15 protein-coding genes are annotated in these 16,452 nt (G+C 64.3%); 2 read left to right on the top strand and 13 right to left on the bottom strand.

Annotated elements, in window-relative coordinates; all coding sequences use genetic code 11:
- Window positions 1–3: 3 nt before the first annotated feature.
- From ACZ5IU_RS08905 to ACZ5IU_RS08890, 4 genes are all read right to left on the bottom strand, one after another.
- Window positions 4–240 carry a hypothetical protein gene (locus tag ACZ5IU_RS08905; protein ID WP_464416410.1) on the bottom strand — a complete coding sequence of 79 codons (237 nt, stop codon included), beginning with the start codon at window positions 238–240 and terminating at the stop codon, window positions 4–6.
- Window positions 237–1,448, bottom strand: coding sequence for a tetratricopeptide repeat protein (locus tag ACZ5IU_RS08900; protein WP_464416408.1), 1,212 nt, complete (start codon window positions 1,446–1,448; stop codon window positions 237–239). The genes ACZ5IU_RS08905 and ACZ5IU_RS08900 overlap by 4 nt, the downstream gene beginning before the upstream one ends.
- 177 nt (window positions 1,449–1,625) lie before the next feature.
- Window positions 1,626–2,255, bottom strand: coding sequence for a DJ-1/PfpI family protein (locus ACZ5IU_RS08895; protein ID WP_464416406.1), 630 nt, complete (start codon window positions 2,253–2,255; stop codon window positions 1,626–1,628).
- A gap of 40 nt (window positions 2,256–2,295) precedes the next feature.
- Window positions 2,296–2,457: a hypothetical protein gene (locus ACZ5IU_RS08890; RefSeq protein ID WP_464416404.1), complete on the bottom strand. Its 162-nt coding sequence runs from the start codon at window positions 2,455–2,457 to the stop codon at window positions 2,296–2,298.
- Between the two features lie 114 nt (window positions 2,458–2,571).
- On the opposite strand from ACZ5IU_RS08890, the gene ACZ5IU_RS08885 reads away from it, so the two are divergent.
- The gene (locus ACZ5IU_RS08885; protein ID WP_464416402.1) at window positions 2,572–3,579 is read left to right on the top strand and encodes an ABC transporter substrate-binding protein; all 1,008 of its coding nucleotides are present in this window, start codon (window positions 2,572–2,574) and stop codon (window positions 3,577–3,579) included.
- A gap of 71 nt (window positions 3,580–3,650) precedes the next feature.
- Window positions 3,651–5,243, top strand: coding sequence for an ABC transporter permease (locus ACZ5IU_RS08880; protein WP_464416400.1), 1,593 nt, complete (start codon window positions 3,651–3,653; stop codon window positions 5,241–5,243).
- A 16-nt stretch (window positions 5,244–5,259) separates the two neighbouring features.
- Here the strand turns inward: ACZ5IU_RS08880 and ACZ5IU_RS08875 are convergent, their stop codons facing one another.
- The 9 genes from ACZ5IU_RS08875 to ACZ5IU_RS08835 all read right to left on the bottom strand — a co-directional run bounded on the left by ACZ5IU_RS08875 (window position 5,260) and on the right by ACZ5IU_RS08835 (window position 16,415).
- Entirely contained in the window at window positions 5,260–5,934 is a 675-nt protein-coding gene (locus tag ACZ5IU_RS08875) for a class I SAM-dependent methyltransferase (RefSeq protein ID WP_464416398.1), read from the bottom strand.
- A gap of 17 nt (window positions 5,935–5,951) precedes the next feature.
- On the bottom strand, window positions 5,952–6,500 hold the full coding sequence (locus ACZ5IU_RS08870; RefSeq protein WP_464416396.1) for a peptide deformylase: 549 nt from the start codon (window positions 6,498–6,500) through the stop codon (window positions 5,952–5,954).
- A gap of 90 nt (window positions 6,501–6,590) precedes the next feature.
- Window positions 6,591–6,743: a hypothetical protein gene (locus ACZ5IU_RS08865; RefSeq protein ID WP_464421873.1), complete on the bottom strand. Its 153-nt coding sequence runs from the start codon at window positions 6,741–6,743 to the stop codon at window positions 6,591–6,593.
- Between the two features lie 181 nt (window positions 6,744–6,924).
- Window positions 6,925–8,559: a TolC family protein gene (locus tag ACZ5IU_RS08860; RefSeq protein WP_464416394.1), complete on the bottom strand. Its 1,635-nt coding sequence runs from the start codon at window positions 8,557–8,559 to the stop codon at window positions 6,925–6,927.
- Window positions 8,556–11,705 (bottom strand): efflux RND transporter permease subunit, encoded by a 3,150-nt coding sequence (locus tag ACZ5IU_RS08855; RefSeq protein ID WP_464416392.1) that lies wholly within the window; start codon window positions 11,703–11,705, stop codon window positions 8,556–8,558. Before ACZ5IU_RS08855 ends, ACZ5IU_RS08860 begins: the two co-directional genes overlap by 4 nt.
- Window positions 11,706–11,708: 3 nt before the next feature.
- A complete protein-coding gene (locus ACZ5IU_RS08850) occupies window positions 11,709–12,986 on the bottom strand; it encodes an efflux RND transporter periplasmic adaptor subunit (RefSeq protein ID WP_464416390.1) in 1,278 nt (425 codons plus the stop codon).
- Window positions 12,987–13,040: 54 nt separating this feature from the next.
- Window positions 13,041–13,676, bottom strand: a complete 636-nt coding sequence (locus ACZ5IU_RS08845) for a TetR/AcrR family transcriptional regulator (protein ID WP_464416388.1) — start codon at window positions 13,674–13,676, stop codon at window positions 13,041–13,043.
- Between the two features lie 180 nt (window positions 13,677–13,856).
- Window positions 13,857–14,585, bottom strand: a complete 729-nt coding sequence (locus tag ACZ5IU_RS08840) for an MBL fold metallo-hydrolase (RefSeq protein WP_464416386.1) — start codon at window positions 14,583–14,585, stop codon at window positions 13,857–13,859.
- Between the two features lie 42 nt (window positions 14,586–14,627).
- Window positions 14,628–16,415 (bottom strand): adenine deaminase, encoded by a 1,788-nt coding sequence (locus tag ACZ5IU_RS08835; RefSeq protein WP_464416384.1) that lies wholly within the window; start codon window positions 16,413–16,415, stop codon window positions 14,628–14,630.
- Window positions 16,416–16,452: the final 37 nt, after the last annotated feature.

Below are 16,452 nucleotides of genomic sequence, written 5' to 3'. Positions count from 1 at the left end.
CGCTCACCGCGCGAATTCGTGCCGGATGTCCGTGATGCGTCCGCGCCAGTAGGGCTTCGGTCCGTCGGGAAGCAGCCACGAGACCTCGCCGTCGAGCCGCGAGAGGATACCGTTCGTCCTCCGCCTCCACAGAAATCTCCCCGCGCACGCAGCCGACGCAAGCAGCGCAAGCGTCGCGAAGGCAGCGACGACGAGAATTCTCAGGAACGCCGTCACGCCGGATAGTCCGACGGAACTCACCTGTTGAGCATCCACTTCCGCAACTCGCCCGCTTTCTTCGCATCGACCCTCTCGAGCGCGGCATACGTCTTTCTGGCCTTCGCGTCCTCACCCAGAAGCGTCTGCGTCATACCGAGGAGCAGAAGGGCCTCCGCATTATCCGGGTCGATCGCCAGCGCGTCCCCCAGAACGCCGGCAGTCTCGCCGAGCGATCCTATCTCGAAGAAGAGCTGCGCGAGCGCGAGGTACGCCGGAACGTACCGTTCGTCCGCGTCCATCGCCCGGGCGAAGAAATCAGCCGCTTCACCGATCCGCCTCCGGTCCTTGTACAGTCGCCCCATCAGGAGATAGGGCTCCGGGAGGTGCGGCGCAAGCTGTATCGCCTTCTCGAGTTCCGAAGTCGCACTGTGTGAGTCGCCCATCATGAAATAACATTTTCCAGCGAGCAGCCAGGCTTCCGCGAACGAAGGGGCGAAGGTGACGGCCTGGCGGGCGGCAAGAAGCGCGTCCCGATATCTGCCGGTTTCGAAGAGAATTCCTCCGAGGAAGAAACGCAACACTGCGTGCTTCGGACTCATTCGCGTCATTTTCTCCCAGAACGGCAGCGACGCGGTCGGATTGCCGAGGTTGTAGCGCCCGAGCGCTTCGTAGAGGTAGTATCGATAGTCGTCGGTCGCCTTCCCCTTGGTGGGCCGGCCCCTCGTCACGATCGCAAGGATGTCGGCCGCGAGGTTTTTCGACGCGAGCGCGATGTCGTCCTCGCCATCGGGAGAAACGCGCTCGAAACTCGCGAGGACCACGGACGACTCCACGTCGACGAGACGCGCCGTCGCGATGACGATCGATCCGAAACGCGTCACGGCTCCGAAGAGAAAATATCGCGCGCCGACGAGTTTTCCGGTTCGTACGGCCGTCTTTTCGTCGACGAGGCCCGAAAGGGCCAGCTTGTACTCTCCCGCAACCGCCGCAAGACGATTCCGCTCGACGACGACGAGATCCCTGTGCCCGACGAGTTCCGACGTCACGGCGTCGTTTACGGCGGAACCGAGCCGGATGCTCGTTCCCTGCGAGAGGAAGGGCGCGACGGCGAGTGTGACGGCACCTTCGGCCTCCGGAGAGATGAAAACGCACATGATCAGCAGGAACGCCGCCGCGATCGCGCGGGCATACCGACAAAGCAGAAGCTCGAAGCGCATACACGCGGGATGCGGCATTTTCTCCGTCCACACGCCGATTCATCGTCCTTTCTTTCGACTGGCCACAGCTTTGCAATACAACAAGGCTTTATTTTCAGAATTTTATCATGATCCACGGGACACTCACAGCGGATCTGCACGGGAAAAGGCATCCACCGGCGGGATCTCACGGTGGCGGAGGTTCACTGCTCCGAAACTGCGGAGGATCCGTCAGCGTTTTTCCGGCATCATTTTCGCGAGTGCTTCGAAGTATTCCGGTCTGCCGGTCCTGAAGAGGTTGTACCATGCGTCCAGGACCTCTGGGGTGAAGATGTCGAGCCTGCGGAAGATATGAAGCGCGAATTCGAGAGCTCCGGTTCCCGGGGCGGTGATCACGTTTCCGTGCGTGACGGCGGGCGCGTCCTCGTACAGCGCGGCCCCGCGATACTTCGTCGCCGCGAGGTATTCCCGCGAATTGCTCGTATGCCGGACATCGTCAAGCAGCCCGGCGCGGGCGAGTCCCGCGGTGGCGCCGCAGATCGCGGCCACGGGAACCCCGGCTTCGAGAAACACCCGGGCGACGGCGAGTGCCTCGCCGTGCGCGTCGCCGTCCCAGGTCGTTCCGCCGGGAAGGATCAGCATCGCGCTGCCCTCCGACGACACGCCCGAAAGGGGCGCGTCGGGTAGGATACGAATGCCACCCATCGTTACGACGGACGTACCTTCACCGGAACACGTCCGCACCCGGAATGCGCCCGGGCGTTTCTGGAACGGCTCGCTGCCGATCCCGGAAACGGCGTAGGCGGGTTCCCAGTCGGACATTGTATCGAGAACGTAGAGCCAGATCGTCTTTGATTTCATGGAATCACTCCGGTCGGAACGATCGTCGCGCTTCCGAGCCTCACGCGACCGAAAACGCCAGCAGAAACGCCAGAACGACAATGAACCCGAGAACGCCCTTGCCGAAAGCCATCGCTCTTCCCCCTTTTCGAGGGTTGCAGACTGCGGCGGTTATGGCATAAGTATAGTGCGATTCGTTTCGCGAAACAACGATGGTTTTCATCCGGAGGGCGTTCCAGAATATCGCCTTTTCCATTCGGACTGGATATGGAACTTTCTCGCTCCGATGGGTACGATACCCTTCAAGACGAGATCATCACGAGGAGGTCGGGAAATCATGTTCCTGAGACGTGTATTGGGAAGAGGACTGATGTTGGCGGCCATTGCCGTTCTCTTCGCATCCGCATCGCAGGCGGCGGACACGCTGAACGTCTACACGATCTGGTCGGAGCGCTACGCGACCGAAGTGTTCAGGGCATTCACGAAGGATACGGGGATCGACGTACGTTTCCTGCGGTTTTCGTCGGGAGAGTTGCTCGCACGGCTGATCGGCGAGAAGGCCAATCCGCAGGTCGACGTCTTCTTCGGCGGCATCGCGGACGCCTTCGTCGCCGGAAAGAAAGAGGGGCTCTTCGAGCGCTACGTGCCCAGGGGAGCGGAAGCGATTCCGGCGAAGTACCGGGACCCCGACGGATACTGGACCGGCGTCGCCATGGACCCCATCTGCTTCATGGTCAACGCGTCGTTCCTGAAGAAAAACGGCCTCGACGCACCGGCGTCATGGCAGGATCTTCTCCACCCCGCGTACCAAAAGGGCCTTCTCATGGCCGACGCCAGGACTTCCGGCACCGCCGTGTCGCGGATTTTCAGCCTCGTGAAGGCCATGGGCGAGGACGAAGCCTTCGCGTACCAGAAGAAGCTCGACGGGAACGTCCGGCAATACACCGAGAGCGGCGCCGGGGGCGCCCTGCCGATCGCCCGGGGACAGGCCGCCGGAGGAATTTTCTTCGTCGTCGACGCGCTCGAGATGCAGCAGAAGGGGTACGACGTCGCGATCAGCTACCCGAAGGAGGGCGTCGTCTACGGAGTCGAGGCGATGGGGCTCATCCGCGGGGCCAGGCAGCCCGAACTCGCGAAGAAGTTCCTCGACTGGGCCGCAAGTCCGAGGATGCAGCAGATCTACGAGGCGCAGAAGATCAATCTGATCCCGACCCACCCCGAGGTCAGGATTCAGAACCCCGCGCTCGACATGAGCGGCGTCAATCTGCTCGACCTCGACATCGAATGGTCGGGAGCCAACCGCAAACGTCTCGTGGACCGATGGGTGTCGGAGATTCTGAAATAACGATTCCAAAGCATTCACGACAACGACCGACGGCGGCCGGATTCGCCCTTCGAGCGGCGATCTGGCTGCTGTTGGCCGTTTTTGTGCTCTACCCCATAGCGCGGCTCTTTCTCGCGCTCTTCTTGCCGGACGGACAGTCCGGCGGCGCCTTCGACGCGATCGCCAGGCTCGCGGACGCGTTCGCCGACCGCTATACGCGCCGGGCGACGCTCAACAGCCTTCTTCTCGCGTCGTCCGTGGGGCTCTGCGGAACGGCGCTCGGCTTTCTGTTCGCCTTCGCGGTCACGCGACTCGGGATCCCGCGGATCGCGAAGGCCTTTTTCTCGTCCGTCACGACGCTGGCGTTCGTCTCGCCGCCGTTCACGGGAAGCGTGGCGCTGACGATCGTCCTCGGCCCAGGCGGCCTCCTTCCCACATTCTTCGGCCTTCCCGACGTCTCGATCTACGGCTTTCCGGGCACGTTGCTCGCCGAGACGCTGACATACTTTCCGCTCGCGTTTCTCACACTCGCGACCGTTCTCGCCGCGATCGACCCGACGCTCGAAGACGCCGCGCGCGGTCTCGGCGCTCCGGAGGGACGCGTCTTCCGGACCGTCACGCTGCCGCTGTGCATCCCCGGACTCGCAAATGCCTTCCTGCTCCTGTTCGCGGAGTCCCTCGCCGACTTCGCGACGCCGCTCGTCATGGCCGGAAAAACCTTTCCCGTCCTGCCCACGCAGATCTACCTCCAGATCACGGGAATGTACGACCTCCGCGGCGGGGCGATTCTCGCGTCCGTGCTGCTCGCGCCCGCGCTCGCGGTCTTCGTCGCGCAGCGCAGATGGGTCGGCGTCCGGAGCTACGTCACCGTTACGGGGAAGGGAATCGGCGCGCCGCGGCATACGAGATCCGGGATCCTCGCGCGCGGTGCCATTCTCGGGACGATCACCGTCGTCACGTTCTTCGTCGTTCTCCTGTACGCGACGATCGTCGCGAGTTCGTTCGTGAAGGTCCTCGGGATCGACAACAGCTTCACGCTCGACAACTACCGCTTCGTCTTCACGTCCGGGCTCAACTCGATCGCCGACACGCTTCTCATAGCGGTCTCGGCGGCGATTCCCGGAACGGCGCTCGCCGTCTGCATCGCGCTTCTCGCGCGGCGCGGCGGGTGGTGCGGCGCGGCGCTCGAATTCGTCTCGCTCGCGAACGCCGTCTTTCCCGGAACCGTCCTCGGAATCGCCTGGCTGATCGCGTTCAACTCCGGTCCGATCGTTCTCACGGGAACGATGGGCATCCTCGTGGCCCTCTGCGTCTTCCGGTACGACGCGACGGGCATCCGAACGACGCTCGCGGCGCTCAGACAGATCGACCCCGCACTCGAAGAGGCGTCCCTGAGTCTCGGGGCGTCGCGCCTGACGACGCTGCGGCGCGTCACGCTCCCGCTCGTCCTGCCCGCCGTCAAGGCCGGGATGCGCTCCCTGTTCACAGTATCGATGACCGCGATCAGCGCGGTGATCTTCCTCGTCTCCGTCAACTGGAGCCTGCTCACGGTCCGAATCCTGCAGTGCATGACGGAACTCATGTTCGCCGAAGCCGCGGCGTTTTCCGTCGTCCTCGTCGGCATCGTTTTCGCAGCGTCCGCGTGTATCGATCTGCTGTTCCGGTTCCTTTGCCCGGAACGGTGAACGGAAGGGCGGCCTTCTACTTCACGCAATAGAAGGCCGCCTGCATGTAGGACTTCCAGAAGACGTCGCGCACCCGGAAGCCGGTTTCGGCGTAGAGCCGCAGGTGCTCTTCGACCGTGATCGGGAAGTATTCCGTGTCGAAGCGGTTCATGTGCTTTTCGGCCTGTCCCGGAGTCTTGCCCGAGCGGATCTGGTATTGCTTCCAGTATTCGCGCACGATTCCCGTGGTTTCCGCGTCGGGAGGACGCGTATTCTCGGTCGCGATGAAGAGGCCTCCCTCGCGGAGCATGTCGAAACACCGCTTCGTCGCGCCTGCGCGCCCTTCCGCATTCATGTAGTGATGCGACTGGACGGCGGTGATCACATCGAAGGATCCGCCATCGAACGGCAGCGACGATGTATCGCAATTATGGAATTCGACACGGTGCGACGCGGTCTTCTCTTTCGCGACGCGGAGCATTTCGGCCGAAGGGTCCGCGAGGACGAGCCGGAGGGGTGCGAACGACTCCAGGATCTTCGTCGCGAGGAAGCCGGTGCCGCACCCCGTATCGAGCCACGCGCGCGGGGCGGGGTCGTACGCCCGGACGAAGTGAATGATTTCGTCGTTGATGCTGTCGTAGTACGGAAGCACGACGCGAACCCCCGCGTCGTATTCGGACGCCCGGTTGGAACTCGTGTTGTCGACGCTCATGCCGGTTTCCGCCGGCCTCAGATCGTCGGACGGATCACGTAGTCGACCTGATCCTCGAAATACTGCCTGTCGGCCTCGAAGACCTTCCGGTAGACGATCCCCTCGCGCGTGAGCGCCCGGTCGATCGCGAGAATTCCGTCGAGGTGGTCGATCTCGTGCTGCAAAAGTTCCGATTCGGCCTGCGGAATGTCCGTCCGCTCCCGGCTCTCGCCGTTCTCGTCCCGGTACGAAATGTCGATGGACACATGCCGCCGGACCATGACGAGAAGGTCGGGGAACGACATGCAGTCGTCCCACATCGTGAACGTCTCGGAACTGCGATGCGTGACGACGGGGTTGACGACCGTGCGCGTCCCGCTCCCGAGGTTCAGCGCGATCATCCGCTTCGGGATGCCGATCTGCGGGGCCGCGATCCCGCGGCCGAATCCCTTCTCCTTGCGGAACGCATCGAGGGCGTTCTTCAGCCGGCGGTTTTCCTCGACGAATTCGAGCCCCGAAAAATCCGTCACGACGTCGCACCGTCGTCTCAGGCGAGGATCGCCCAACAACAGAATCTCATCGGCCATTCGTCATCACTCCATTCATGCCCGGATAGCGGTCACCTCATGCCGTCCAGGGGATCCCCGGGATTCCGCCTTCGCGGCGGGCGCTTTTCCTTACAATGAATACCGGCAAAATATACTATCGACCTTCATGACCGGGAAGGCCGCCGGGAGGTCGTCCCGGGAGACTCTCGCGAAGCCGTTCTTCTCGTAGAAACGATGCGCCGCGAGGAATCTGTCGGTCGTCCCGAGGAATATGTCCGCGATTCCCCTGGATCCGCACCATCCGAAGACCGCATTCAGCAGGCCGGAAGCGACGCCGTACGATATTTACCCGCTTCGATCGCAACGCTGTCGTTCATGTCGTCGGCCGCCTCTGATGGAACCGCAGCAGTCAGGGTGCTTCCGGCAGCGATGTGTCGTCCCAATGTTCGCGACGCCCCCGGACCTACTTCTTCTTCGCGTCCTTTCGGATCTGATCGAGATACGCCCGGCTCTCCGCCGAGAGCTTCGTCCCGGCGGGCGCCTCTTCCTTCGGAGCCGCGGGGGCGACCGCCCCGCCGTCGACGCCTTCGGGAAGCCCCAGGGCGCTCTCCGCCGTCATCGGCGCCCATCCGCCGCCGAGCGCCTTGAACAGGCGCACGATGTTGGCGAGCATCTGCCCCTCGCTGATCGCGAGCTGCTCTTCGAGCGAGAGCTGGGCCGTCTGGGCGATGATGACGTTGTTGAAGGCCGACAGGCCCGTGACGTACTGGTCGTAGGCCACGGCGCGCGCGGTCTTCGCCGCCTCGACGCCGCTCCGGAGCGACGCGTTGCGCTCGCGCTCCTGCGTTTCGGCCGTCAGCGCGTCGCGCACTTCGGCGACCGCGTTCAGCACCGTCTGTTCGTATGCAGCGAGGAGCTGCTCTTCCTTCGCGGTCTGTGCCTTTATATTATTCCGGATCGCGCCGCCGTGGAAGATCGGCAGCGAAATCGCGGGACCGATGCTGTAGGTCTCGCCGTCGGAGGAAAAGAGCCCGCCGGTGGAGACGTAGGATCCCCAGCCGATGGCGCCGAGAAGGTTGAACTTCGGAAGGAGGTCCTTTTCGGCGGCCTTCTTCCGCGCCATCTGGGCGGCGAGGCTGCGCTCCGCCGCGAAGATGTCCGGCCGGCGCCGGAGCAGGTTCGCCGGAATTCCGACGAGCGCGGACGTATCGAGCTTCGGCATGGGCTTGTCGCCGAGCATCTTCACGAGACTCCCCGGAACGCGGCCGACGAGGATCGCCAGCCGGTTCATCGTCTGCTCCAGGCTCGCGCGCAGCGGCGGAATCGACGACCGCGTCTGCTCCATCGTGTACCTCGCCTGGCTCAGCGCGAGCTGGTCCTTGAGGCCCGAATCGTATTGCGACTGGAGCAGCCCGAGCGTCGAGAGCTGGAGCGCCAGGTTGCTCTCGGCGACCTGGAGACGCTTCTGAAGCGTCCGGAGCGACAGGTAGTTCAGCGCAACCTCGGAAGAGAGCTGCACCCAGGCCGCGTGCAGCGCGCCGAACTGCGCCTGCAGGTCCGCCGTGCTCGCCTTGATCTTCTGCGCCCTGCCGCCGAAGATGTCGATCTCCCACGACGCGTCGATCCCGAGCTTGTAATAGTCTCTCGGCCCGATCTGCGAGCCCGAGGACGAGGCTTCCGCGCCGGTCTTGGAATTCGTGAGCGAGGTCGACGCGTCGAACCACGGAAGCACGGCCGCCTTGCTGACGCCGAGCGCGGCGCGCGCCTCCGCGAACTTCGCCCGCGCGACCGTCAGGTCCCTGTTGCCCTCGAGCGCGAGGCGGATCAGTTGCGACAGCGTCTCGTCGCCGAGGACGTCCCACCACGTCGCGAGGACCTCGGGCGACGGGGCGTCCTTGGCGTCCCCGTCCGACGAAAAGAAGTACGGCATCGGGTGGCGCTTCGCGAGCGAAGTCCAGTCCCCTGAAGCGAGCGCCGTCCAGTCCCCCGAAGCGAGTTCCGCGTCCGCGGGGACGGGGCCCGTCCCCGCGGCCGTCGCGCCGCAGGGGAGCGCGGCGGCGAGCGCGAGCGCCAGCAGTGCGCCTATCTGTTTTCTCATGATTCCTCAACCTCTTTCGGCGCATTCGAGAAGATGCGGCCGATCATCGCCTTGGTCTTTTCCCGGTACGTCTGCAGGACGACGTACAACCCGGGGATCAGGAAGATTCCGAACCCCGTCGCCACGCTCATTCCGAAGAACATCGTCGTTCCGACGTGAAGGCGGCTTCCCGCGCCCGCGCCCGTCGCGAAGAGCATCGGCAGGACGCCGATGACGCACGTGAGCGCCGTCATCATGACCGACCGGAAGCGTTCGCCCCCCGCGATCCGGGCGGCGTCCAGAATCGACTGCCCGTGTTCGTCGTGCTGTTCCTTCGCGAACTCGATGATCAGGATCGCGTTCTTCGCCGACAGACCGACGAGAAGCAGGATTCCGAGCTGCGCGTAGATGCTCAGCGAGATCTTCATGATGAAGATTCCGACCAGGGCCCCGAGGAGGGCGACGGGCAGCGAGAGGATGACGCCCATCGGCACCGTCCAGCTCTCGTACTGCGCGACGAGGAACAGGTACCCGAACAGGACCGCGATCGCGATGATGATCCCCGTCTGTCCCCCGGCCTCGCGCTCCTGGAACGACATTCCCGACCACTCGTACGAATACCCTTCGGGCATCGCCGCCGCGATCTTTTCGACCGCGTCCATGCCCTCTCCGGACGAGAAGCCCGGCCTCGTGATCGCCGTGATCCCCGCGCTCGGGAACAGATTGTAGCGGTTGACCGTCCGCGGCGCGAGCGTCTTGCGGAGCGTCGTGAAGCTCTGCACGGGAACGTTCTCCCCCGTCGTCGCGCTCTTGACGAAGACGCTCCCGATGTTGTCGATCCGGTTCCGGTACGCCCAGTCGGACTGGAGGATGACCTTGTTGACGGTCGTTCCGATGTTGATGTCGTTGACGTAGGCCGTTCCGAAATACGTCTGAAGGGTATTGTAGACGCTCGCGACCGGAACGCCGAACATCTGCGCCTTCTCCCGGTCGACATCGAGATAGATGTGCGGCGTGTCGGACGTGTACGAACTGAACGCGTACATGAATTCCGGCGACCGGTTGATCTTGCCCAGAATATCGTTCAGCACCCGGGACAGCCGCTGCGGATCCTTGTCCTGCGTCGCCTGGAGGCGGACGTCGAGTCCTCCCGAGATGCCGAGCCCCTGGATCGCGGGCGGCGTGACGACGTTGATGCGCGCCTCCGGGGCGGCCGCCGTGATCGCGCGGATCCTGCCGACGATGGCGTCGAGCTTTTTCCCCGGCGTGTTTCTGTTGGACCACTCGTCGAGCGCGAAAATGACCGAGCCGACGTTTTCGCCCGAATCGCCCCCGAAGCTGAACCCCGCGATGCTGATGACCGACCGGACCCCGGGAATCTGCCGGAACTGCGGGACGAGCTTGTTCAAGAGCGCGAGCGTCCGTCCCTGGGTCGCGCCCTCGGGAAGCTGGATGAGCGCGAAGGCGGCCCCCTGGTCCTCGTCGGGGACGAACGACGTCGGCGTGATCTTCATGATCGCGAGGGAAACGCCGACCACGAGGGCGAAGAGTCCGACCGTGACCAGCGTCCGGCGGGCGATCCACATTGCGCCCTTGACGTAGCCGCGTGCGGCCATTTTATCCATTTTGTTGAACCACGCGAGCGGACCGCGCGTCTTCGGCCTGACGTTCGTGAGCATGTGGGCGCACATCGCCGGGCTCAACGTCAGCGCGACGACAAGCGAGAAGACGACCGAGAAGGACACCGTGACCGCGAACTGCCGGTAGATTTCGCCCGTGATGCCCCCCATGAACGCAACCGGGAGGAAGATCGCGAGGAAGACGAGCGTCGTCGCCGTCATCGGCCCCGTGATGTCCTTCATGGCCTGGACGGTCGCCTTGACCGAATCGACCTTGTCGCGCTCCATGACGTACATGACGCGCTCGACGACGATGATGGCGTCGTCGACGACCGTTCCGATGACGAGAACGAAGGCGAACAGGGTCAGGATGTTGATGCTGAAGCCGAGCGCGAGAAGCCCCGCGAACGTGGCGATGATCGACACGGGAATCGCCACGACCGGCACGAGCGTCACGCGCCAGTCCTGCAGGAAGAGGTAGCAGACCAGCACGACGAGGAAGAATGTCAGGCCGAGCGTCATGATGATTTCATGGATCGTCTCCCGGACGTACTCCGTCGAGTCGTACCCCAGAACGAACTTCGTATCGCTCGGCAACGTCGCCGTGAGCCGGTCGAGTTCCTTCTCGACGCCCTTCATGACGTCGAGCGCGTTGGACCCGGCCGCCTGCGAAATCAGGAGCATTCCGGCGGGAGACCCGTCGAACGAGCTGCTGAACGCGTAGTCCTCGGAGCCGAGTTCGATCGTCGCGACGTCCTTGAGCTTCACGAGTCCGCCCTCGGCCGTCGTCCGGAGGATGACGTTCTCGAACTGCTTCACGCTTCCGAGGCGTCCGGTCGTCGTCAGCGAATAGATCAGCGGCGAGTTTTCGTTCCCAGGCGCCGATCCGATGGATCCGAGCGACGCCTGCTTGTTCTGGCTCTGGATCGCGGCCGCGACGTCCGTCACGCCGATTCCCATGGCCGCCAGGCGTTCGGGGTCGAGCCAGATTCGGAGGCTGTACTTCGCCCCCATGACCCGCGCGTCGCCGACTCCGGGAATCCGCAGCAACGCGTTGCGGATGTTGTTCGAGGCGTAGTCCGCAAGGAAGAGCGAGTCCCTCGTCCCGTTCGGCGATATGAACGCGAGGAATCCGAGCGTATCGGAGAACATCGTCTGCGTCCGGATTCCGCGGGACGTCACCTCGCTCGGCAGAAGCGGCTCCGCCTGCTGGACGCGGTTCTGCACCTTGACGAGCGCCATGTCGGGATTCGTTCCCGTCTTGAACGTGATCGTCAGCGAATAGCGCCCCGTGTTGCTCGACGTCGAGGACATGTAGATCATTCCGTCGACGCCGTTGAGCGCCTCTTCGAGCGGCACGCCGACCGTGTTGGCCACGGTCTCCGCGTCGGCGCCCGGGAACGTCGCCCAAACCGATATCTGGGGCGGCGCAACGTCCGGGTACTGCTTGACCGGCAGGTTGAACGCCGCGATGGCGCCCGCCAGCATCAGGATGACGGCGATAACCATCGCGAAACGCGGACGGTTGATGAAGAAGGTCGAGAACATGGGCTATTTTTTCCCTTCCGCGGGTTCCTTCGCGGCTCCGTCCGAATCGCCGGACGCAATCGCCTTCAGGTCGAAATCCGACTCCTGCGCGCGTTCCGCCGGAGACTTGACTCCGTTCCCCGACGTTACCTCCGCGGGACGGACCGCAGCCTCGGGGCGAACCGACTGCAATCCCCGCCAGACGATCTTCTCGCCGGGCTCGAGCCCGGAAAGGATCTCGTACGTCGAGCCGAACTGCGCGCCGATCTTCACGCGGCGCTGGTGTGCCACGTTCTTGTCGTCGACGACGTAGACGAAGTCGCCCTTCTCGTCGGCGAGGAGCGTCTCCTGCGGGATGACCGACGCGATGCGGGAATTCGCGGGCTTCGCCGAAACGCGCACCATCGCCCCGGGCACGAGAAGCCCTCCGGCGTTGTTGAAGCGCAGGTTCAGCATCATCGTTCCCGTCTTCTCGTCCATCATGTTGCTCTCGAAGTCGCGGACGCCCTTTTCGGGGTACGCGTCGCCGTTCGGAAGCCGGAGCGTCGCGTCGTAGACGGCGCTCTCGGAGGAACGGAACGCCTTGATCTGGTCCAGGAAGTCCCGGTCCGGCAGCGCGAACGAGACCCGGACGGGGTCGATCTGGACGATCGTCGTCAGCGCGCCGCTCGACGGAGTCACGTAGTTCCCCTTCGTGAAGAGCGCCTTCCCGACCTGCCCGGAGATCGGCGCCGCGATCTTCGTGTACCCCAGGTCGATCTGCGCGATCTGGAGCGCGGCGCGGGCCTGCTCGACCAAGGCCCTGCCCTGCAGGACGTCGCTCTCCGCCATGTCGCGGTCCGACGCCGAGACGCTGCGCGCGTCGGCCGACTGGAGCCGTTTGTTGTACTTCAATGCCCTGTCGTAATTCGCTTCGGCCTTCGAGAGTTCGGCCCGCCGGAGCGCGAGCGTCGCCCGGTACGACCGGTCGTCGATCGTGAAGAGCGGATCCCCTTCCTTGACCATGGACCCTTCCTTGAAGTGGACCTCCTCGATCTGCCCGCTGATCCGCGGCTTCAGGGAGACGGACTGGATCGCCTCCACCCTGCCGATGTACTCCCTGCCGACGGCGAGGTCGGCGCGCTCGACGGTCTTGAGCATCACGAGAGGAGCCTGCGGTTGTTGCCGCCGCGGCGCGGCCGCCTTGCTCTCCGAACGTCCGCCGAGGAACGCCCCACCGTAGAAAGCCGCCGCCGCAAGAAACGCAAGGACGAGGAGCGTCTTCACGATCCTCGCTGCCAGACTGCCCTTTCTTCCCGTCATTTCCGTTTTCACGTTCCGTTCCGGAGATGTCATCGCGTAGCCAACCTTTCCTTTCTATCCGATCTCTTCGTGCACGGCGTTTTCCGGACGAAGTTCCTTCTCGACGGCGTCGAAGAGAAAATCGATATACCTCGAGAAATCGAAATGGAAGAAGTCGCACCCCTGAAAGATGAATATTCCATGAAAAACTGCCGTCACCAGCACCGAGAGATCCCGGGACGGAATGTCCCTCCGGATTTTTTCCTTCTTCTGAGCGATCTCGAGGAGACCTTCGATCATCCCGCGCTGTTGTTCGAGGTGTCCCTTCACGATGTCGAGAACTCTGTCACGGAGCTCCTTCGGCCACTCCTCCCTTCGGAGCATCAGCCGATGCATCTTGCGGAAGCGTTCGCTTCGCGCGGACTTTTCCAGCAGCTCCCTGTAATACGCACGCAGATCCCCGACCGACCCGAGAGACACGAGCGGCGCGGGCAGTTCCGCTCCCATCTTCGCGTGCATGTTTTCGACCACGCCGACGAGGAGATCGTGCTTGTTCCTGAAGTGCCAGTACAATGCTCCCTTCGAGAGGCCGATCCTTCTCGCGATTTCAGTCATCGAGACGCTCGCGAACGATTTTTCACTCATGATGTCGAGAGCCGACTCGAGCAGACTCGCACGCGTCGCCAGCGCCTCTCCCTTTATCCGTCGCACCGAATGAACACATCCCTTTCCCCTGTGGACATTGGCACAGTTTACATACCTTCTGGTATGTATGTCAACTGCAAAACCGCTCGCACCGTGCAAAGAAAACAAAAGTCGGCATCGTCATCGATGCCGACCTCGCCCTTGCTCACATGTGGAAAAGAGACGGGCCGCCGTACCGCGGATACTTCATTCCGAAAGCATCGACGTCAGCGCGGCGCGGATGTTCCCCTCCACGAGCCCGCCATGGTAGCACAAGACCCGGTCGATATCCATTTCGGCGAGATTCGCGACGGACCGCCTCGCGGCATCCATGTCGAGCGTGTACTGCGGGTTCGCCATGCAGAGGACGCCGTTTTCGGCGGCCAGCGCGTCGCCGGATATCAGGGCCCTCTCGCGCTCGATGAAGACCGAAATGTGCCCCGGCATGTGGCCGGGCGTCGCGACGATCCGGACGCCGCCGCAATACGGCAGAAGGTCGCCGTCCGCGACCGTCACGTCGACGGGCGTGCTTTCGACGCTTTCGAGGGTCTTCTGGAACGCGATCGCACCGGCGCGTTCGGCTTCCGGAAGACTTTCGAGCATCCGTTCCGCCTGTTCGAGCCGCAGGGAGCGCTTCGCGCCCGAGATATAGTCCCTCTCGACGGCCGACGAGACCACGAGCGCGTCCGGGAACATCGTCTTCAGCGCCCGGAGCGATCCGATATGGTCGTAGTCGTGATGCGTGATGACGATCGCCCTCAGGTCGCGAAGGTCCGCGCCGTTCCTGCGCGCCGCTTCGGCGAACCGCTTCGCCTGTCCGGGGTACCCCGCGTCGACGAGGACGAGGCCGTCGTCGCCGCACACGAGCGCCGGATGGAGGACCGTCGATCGCTCCCCGTTCCTGCTTTCGATATTCAGATCGAGAATCCGCACCATGTCGTTCCCCTCCCTTTGAATCGGACGTCCCCGGGCGGCCGGTCAGTCGCCGGCGAACAGCGGGACGAACGCCTGCGCGTCGACGTCGACGAGCCCCCGGTCCGTGAACTTGCCCTTCGGAATGACGGGCAGCGCAAGACAGACGATCCGCATGACCGGATTTCGCGTCGCGATCCCGAGCGAACGCAGCGCCGCGTTCATCGCGTCGACCCGTTCGACGAGTTCGCCGCACGGCAGCGGCGACAGCAGCCCGTAGATCGGCAGCGGCAGCAGCCCGACGACCGACCCGTCCTTCACGGCGCAGTGCCCGCCGCGACAGGCGATCAGCGCGCGGATCGCGACGAGCGCGTTCTCGGGCCGGTCATAGACGACCGCCAGGTTGTGGCAGTCGTGGCTCACGGTCGACGCGACCGCGCCTTCGCGCGTCCCGTAGCCGCGCATGACCCCGACCGCCATGTTCCCCGCACCGTGCCGGTTCAGGATCGCGACGTACTTGAGGTCCGGATCGCCCGAAATATCGAGCCATCCGTCGCGGACCGGAATGTCTTCGACGGCGAGCGCGGTGACGAGCGTATCGGGCGCGTCGTAGGCCGGGACGTTCACGCGCGCGACCGCGCCGCACCCCTCGGGCACGGCGATCCGGAGCCGCTCGGGCGACGGGACGTCGACGTCCATCGTGTCGAGCGACTCGGCGGCGAACGACCGGCGCGGCAGCGCGACCGTCAGTCGCCCGTATTCCGCGACGAGGTGCCCCTCGTGGAAGACCGCGACCGGCTTCGGGCACGAGAGGTCCGGAACGATCTGGAGGTCCGCGACCCAGCCCGGCGCGATCCCGCCCAGGTTCCGCAGACCGACCTCCCGCGCGACGTTGAGCGTCGCGCACCGGATCGCCTGCTCGGGCGACAGCCCCGCCTTCACGGCGCGCTCCACGGCGAGATTCATGTGCCCGCGCCGGATCAGGTCTTCGGGGTCGCGGTCGTCGGTGCAGAGGCACAGGTCGTCCAGGAAGCGAAAGTCCTTCACGGCCCCGATCAGCGTCGTCACGTCCGACGACACAGACCCCTCCCGCGCGTCGACGCGCATCCCGAGGCGGAGCTTCTCGCGCGCCTCGACGGCCGTCCGCGACTCGTGGTCGCTCTCGACACCCGCCGCGAGGTATCCGTTCAGCCGTCTGCCCGACACGAACGGCGCGTGCCCCTGAAGGAAGACCTGCCGCCTGCGGCCGACGTCCAGGATCGCGGCCATCCGCGGCGAATTGTTCAGGATGCCCTCGAAGTCCATGAGTTCCGCGACGCCGAGGACGCGCTCCATATCGAGAATCTCCGCGATCTCCGCGGCGCCGAAGACCGCCCCGGCCCCTTCGAGCCCCGGAACCGCCGGAACGCACGACGACGCCATCACGTAGACCCGAAGCGGCAGGTCGCGGCTCGACTCGATCATGTAGCGCACCGCGTCGAGCCCGCCGACGTTCGCCGCCTCGTGCGGATCGGTGACGACCGTCGTCGTCCCCTGCGGAACGACCGCCGCCGCCATGTTCGCGCACGTGACCATGCTGCTTTCGATGTGGACGTGCGCGTCGATGAACCCCGGGATCAGATACATCCCGCGCCCGTCGAACTCTTCGCGTGCCTCAATCGGAAACCCCGTCTCGCTTCCGTCGGGGTCCGCGCTCACGCACGCGATGTGTTTTCCCAGGACGCCGACTTCTGCGGCGTAGATTTCTCCCGTAAAGACGTTGAGCATCCGCACGTTCCGGATCGCGAGGTCGCACGGAACGCGCCCCATCGCCGCGTCCACGAGCGCGCTGCGGTTTTCGGGTTCTATTTTCACGATCATGTCTCCTTCGGGCGTTTCTATCGGGTGTCTC

Source organism: Lactivibrio alcoholicus (genome assembly GCF_055390895.1).
The sequence above is the reverse complement of the archived record's forward strand: the minus strand, read 5'-3'. Positions and strand labels throughout refer to the sequence as shown.

What these genes read in the sequence shown, in the direction of transcription:
- ACZ5IU_RS08855 (WP_464416392.1), bottom strand. Translation starts at nt 11,705, where the DNA reads ATGTTCTCGACCTTCTTCATCAACCGTCCGCGTTTCGCGATGGTTATC.
- ACZ5IU_RS08885 (WP_464416402.1), top strand. Translation starts at nt 2,572, where the DNA reads ATGTTCCTGAGACGTGTATTGGGAAGAGGACTGATGTTGGCGGCCATT.
- ACZ5IU_RS08850 (WP_464416390.1), bottom strand. Translation starts at nt 12,986, where the DNA reads ATGACGGGAAGAAAGGGCAGTCTGGCAGCGAGGATCGTGAAGACGCTC.
- ACZ5IU_RS08890 (WP_464416404.1), bottom strand. Translation starts at nt 2,457, where the DNA reads ATGAAAACCATCGTTGTTTCGCGAAACGAATCGCACTATACTTATGCC.
- ACZ5IU_RS08895 (WP_464416406.1), bottom strand. Translation starts at nt 2,255, where the DNA reads ATGAAATCAAAGACGATCTGGCTCTACGTTCTCGATACAATGTCCGAC.
- ACZ5IU_RS08860 (WP_464416394.1), bottom strand. Translation starts at nt 8,559, where the DNA reads ATGAGAAAACAGATAGGCGCACTGCTGGCGCTCGCGCTCGCCGCCGCG.
- ACZ5IU_RS08840 (WP_464416386.1), bottom strand. Translation starts at nt 14,585, where the DNA reads ATGGTGCGGATTCTCGATCTGAATATCGAAAGCAGGAACGGGGAGCGA.
- ACZ5IU_RS08870 (WP_464416396.1), bottom strand. Translation starts at nt 6,500, where the DNA reads ATGGCCGATGAGATTCTGTTGTTGGGCGATCCTCGCCTGAGACGACGG.
- ACZ5IU_RS08875 (WP_464416398.1), bottom strand. Translation starts at nt 5,934, where the DNA reads ATGAGCGTCGACAACACGAGTTCCAACCGGGCGTCCGAATACGACGCG.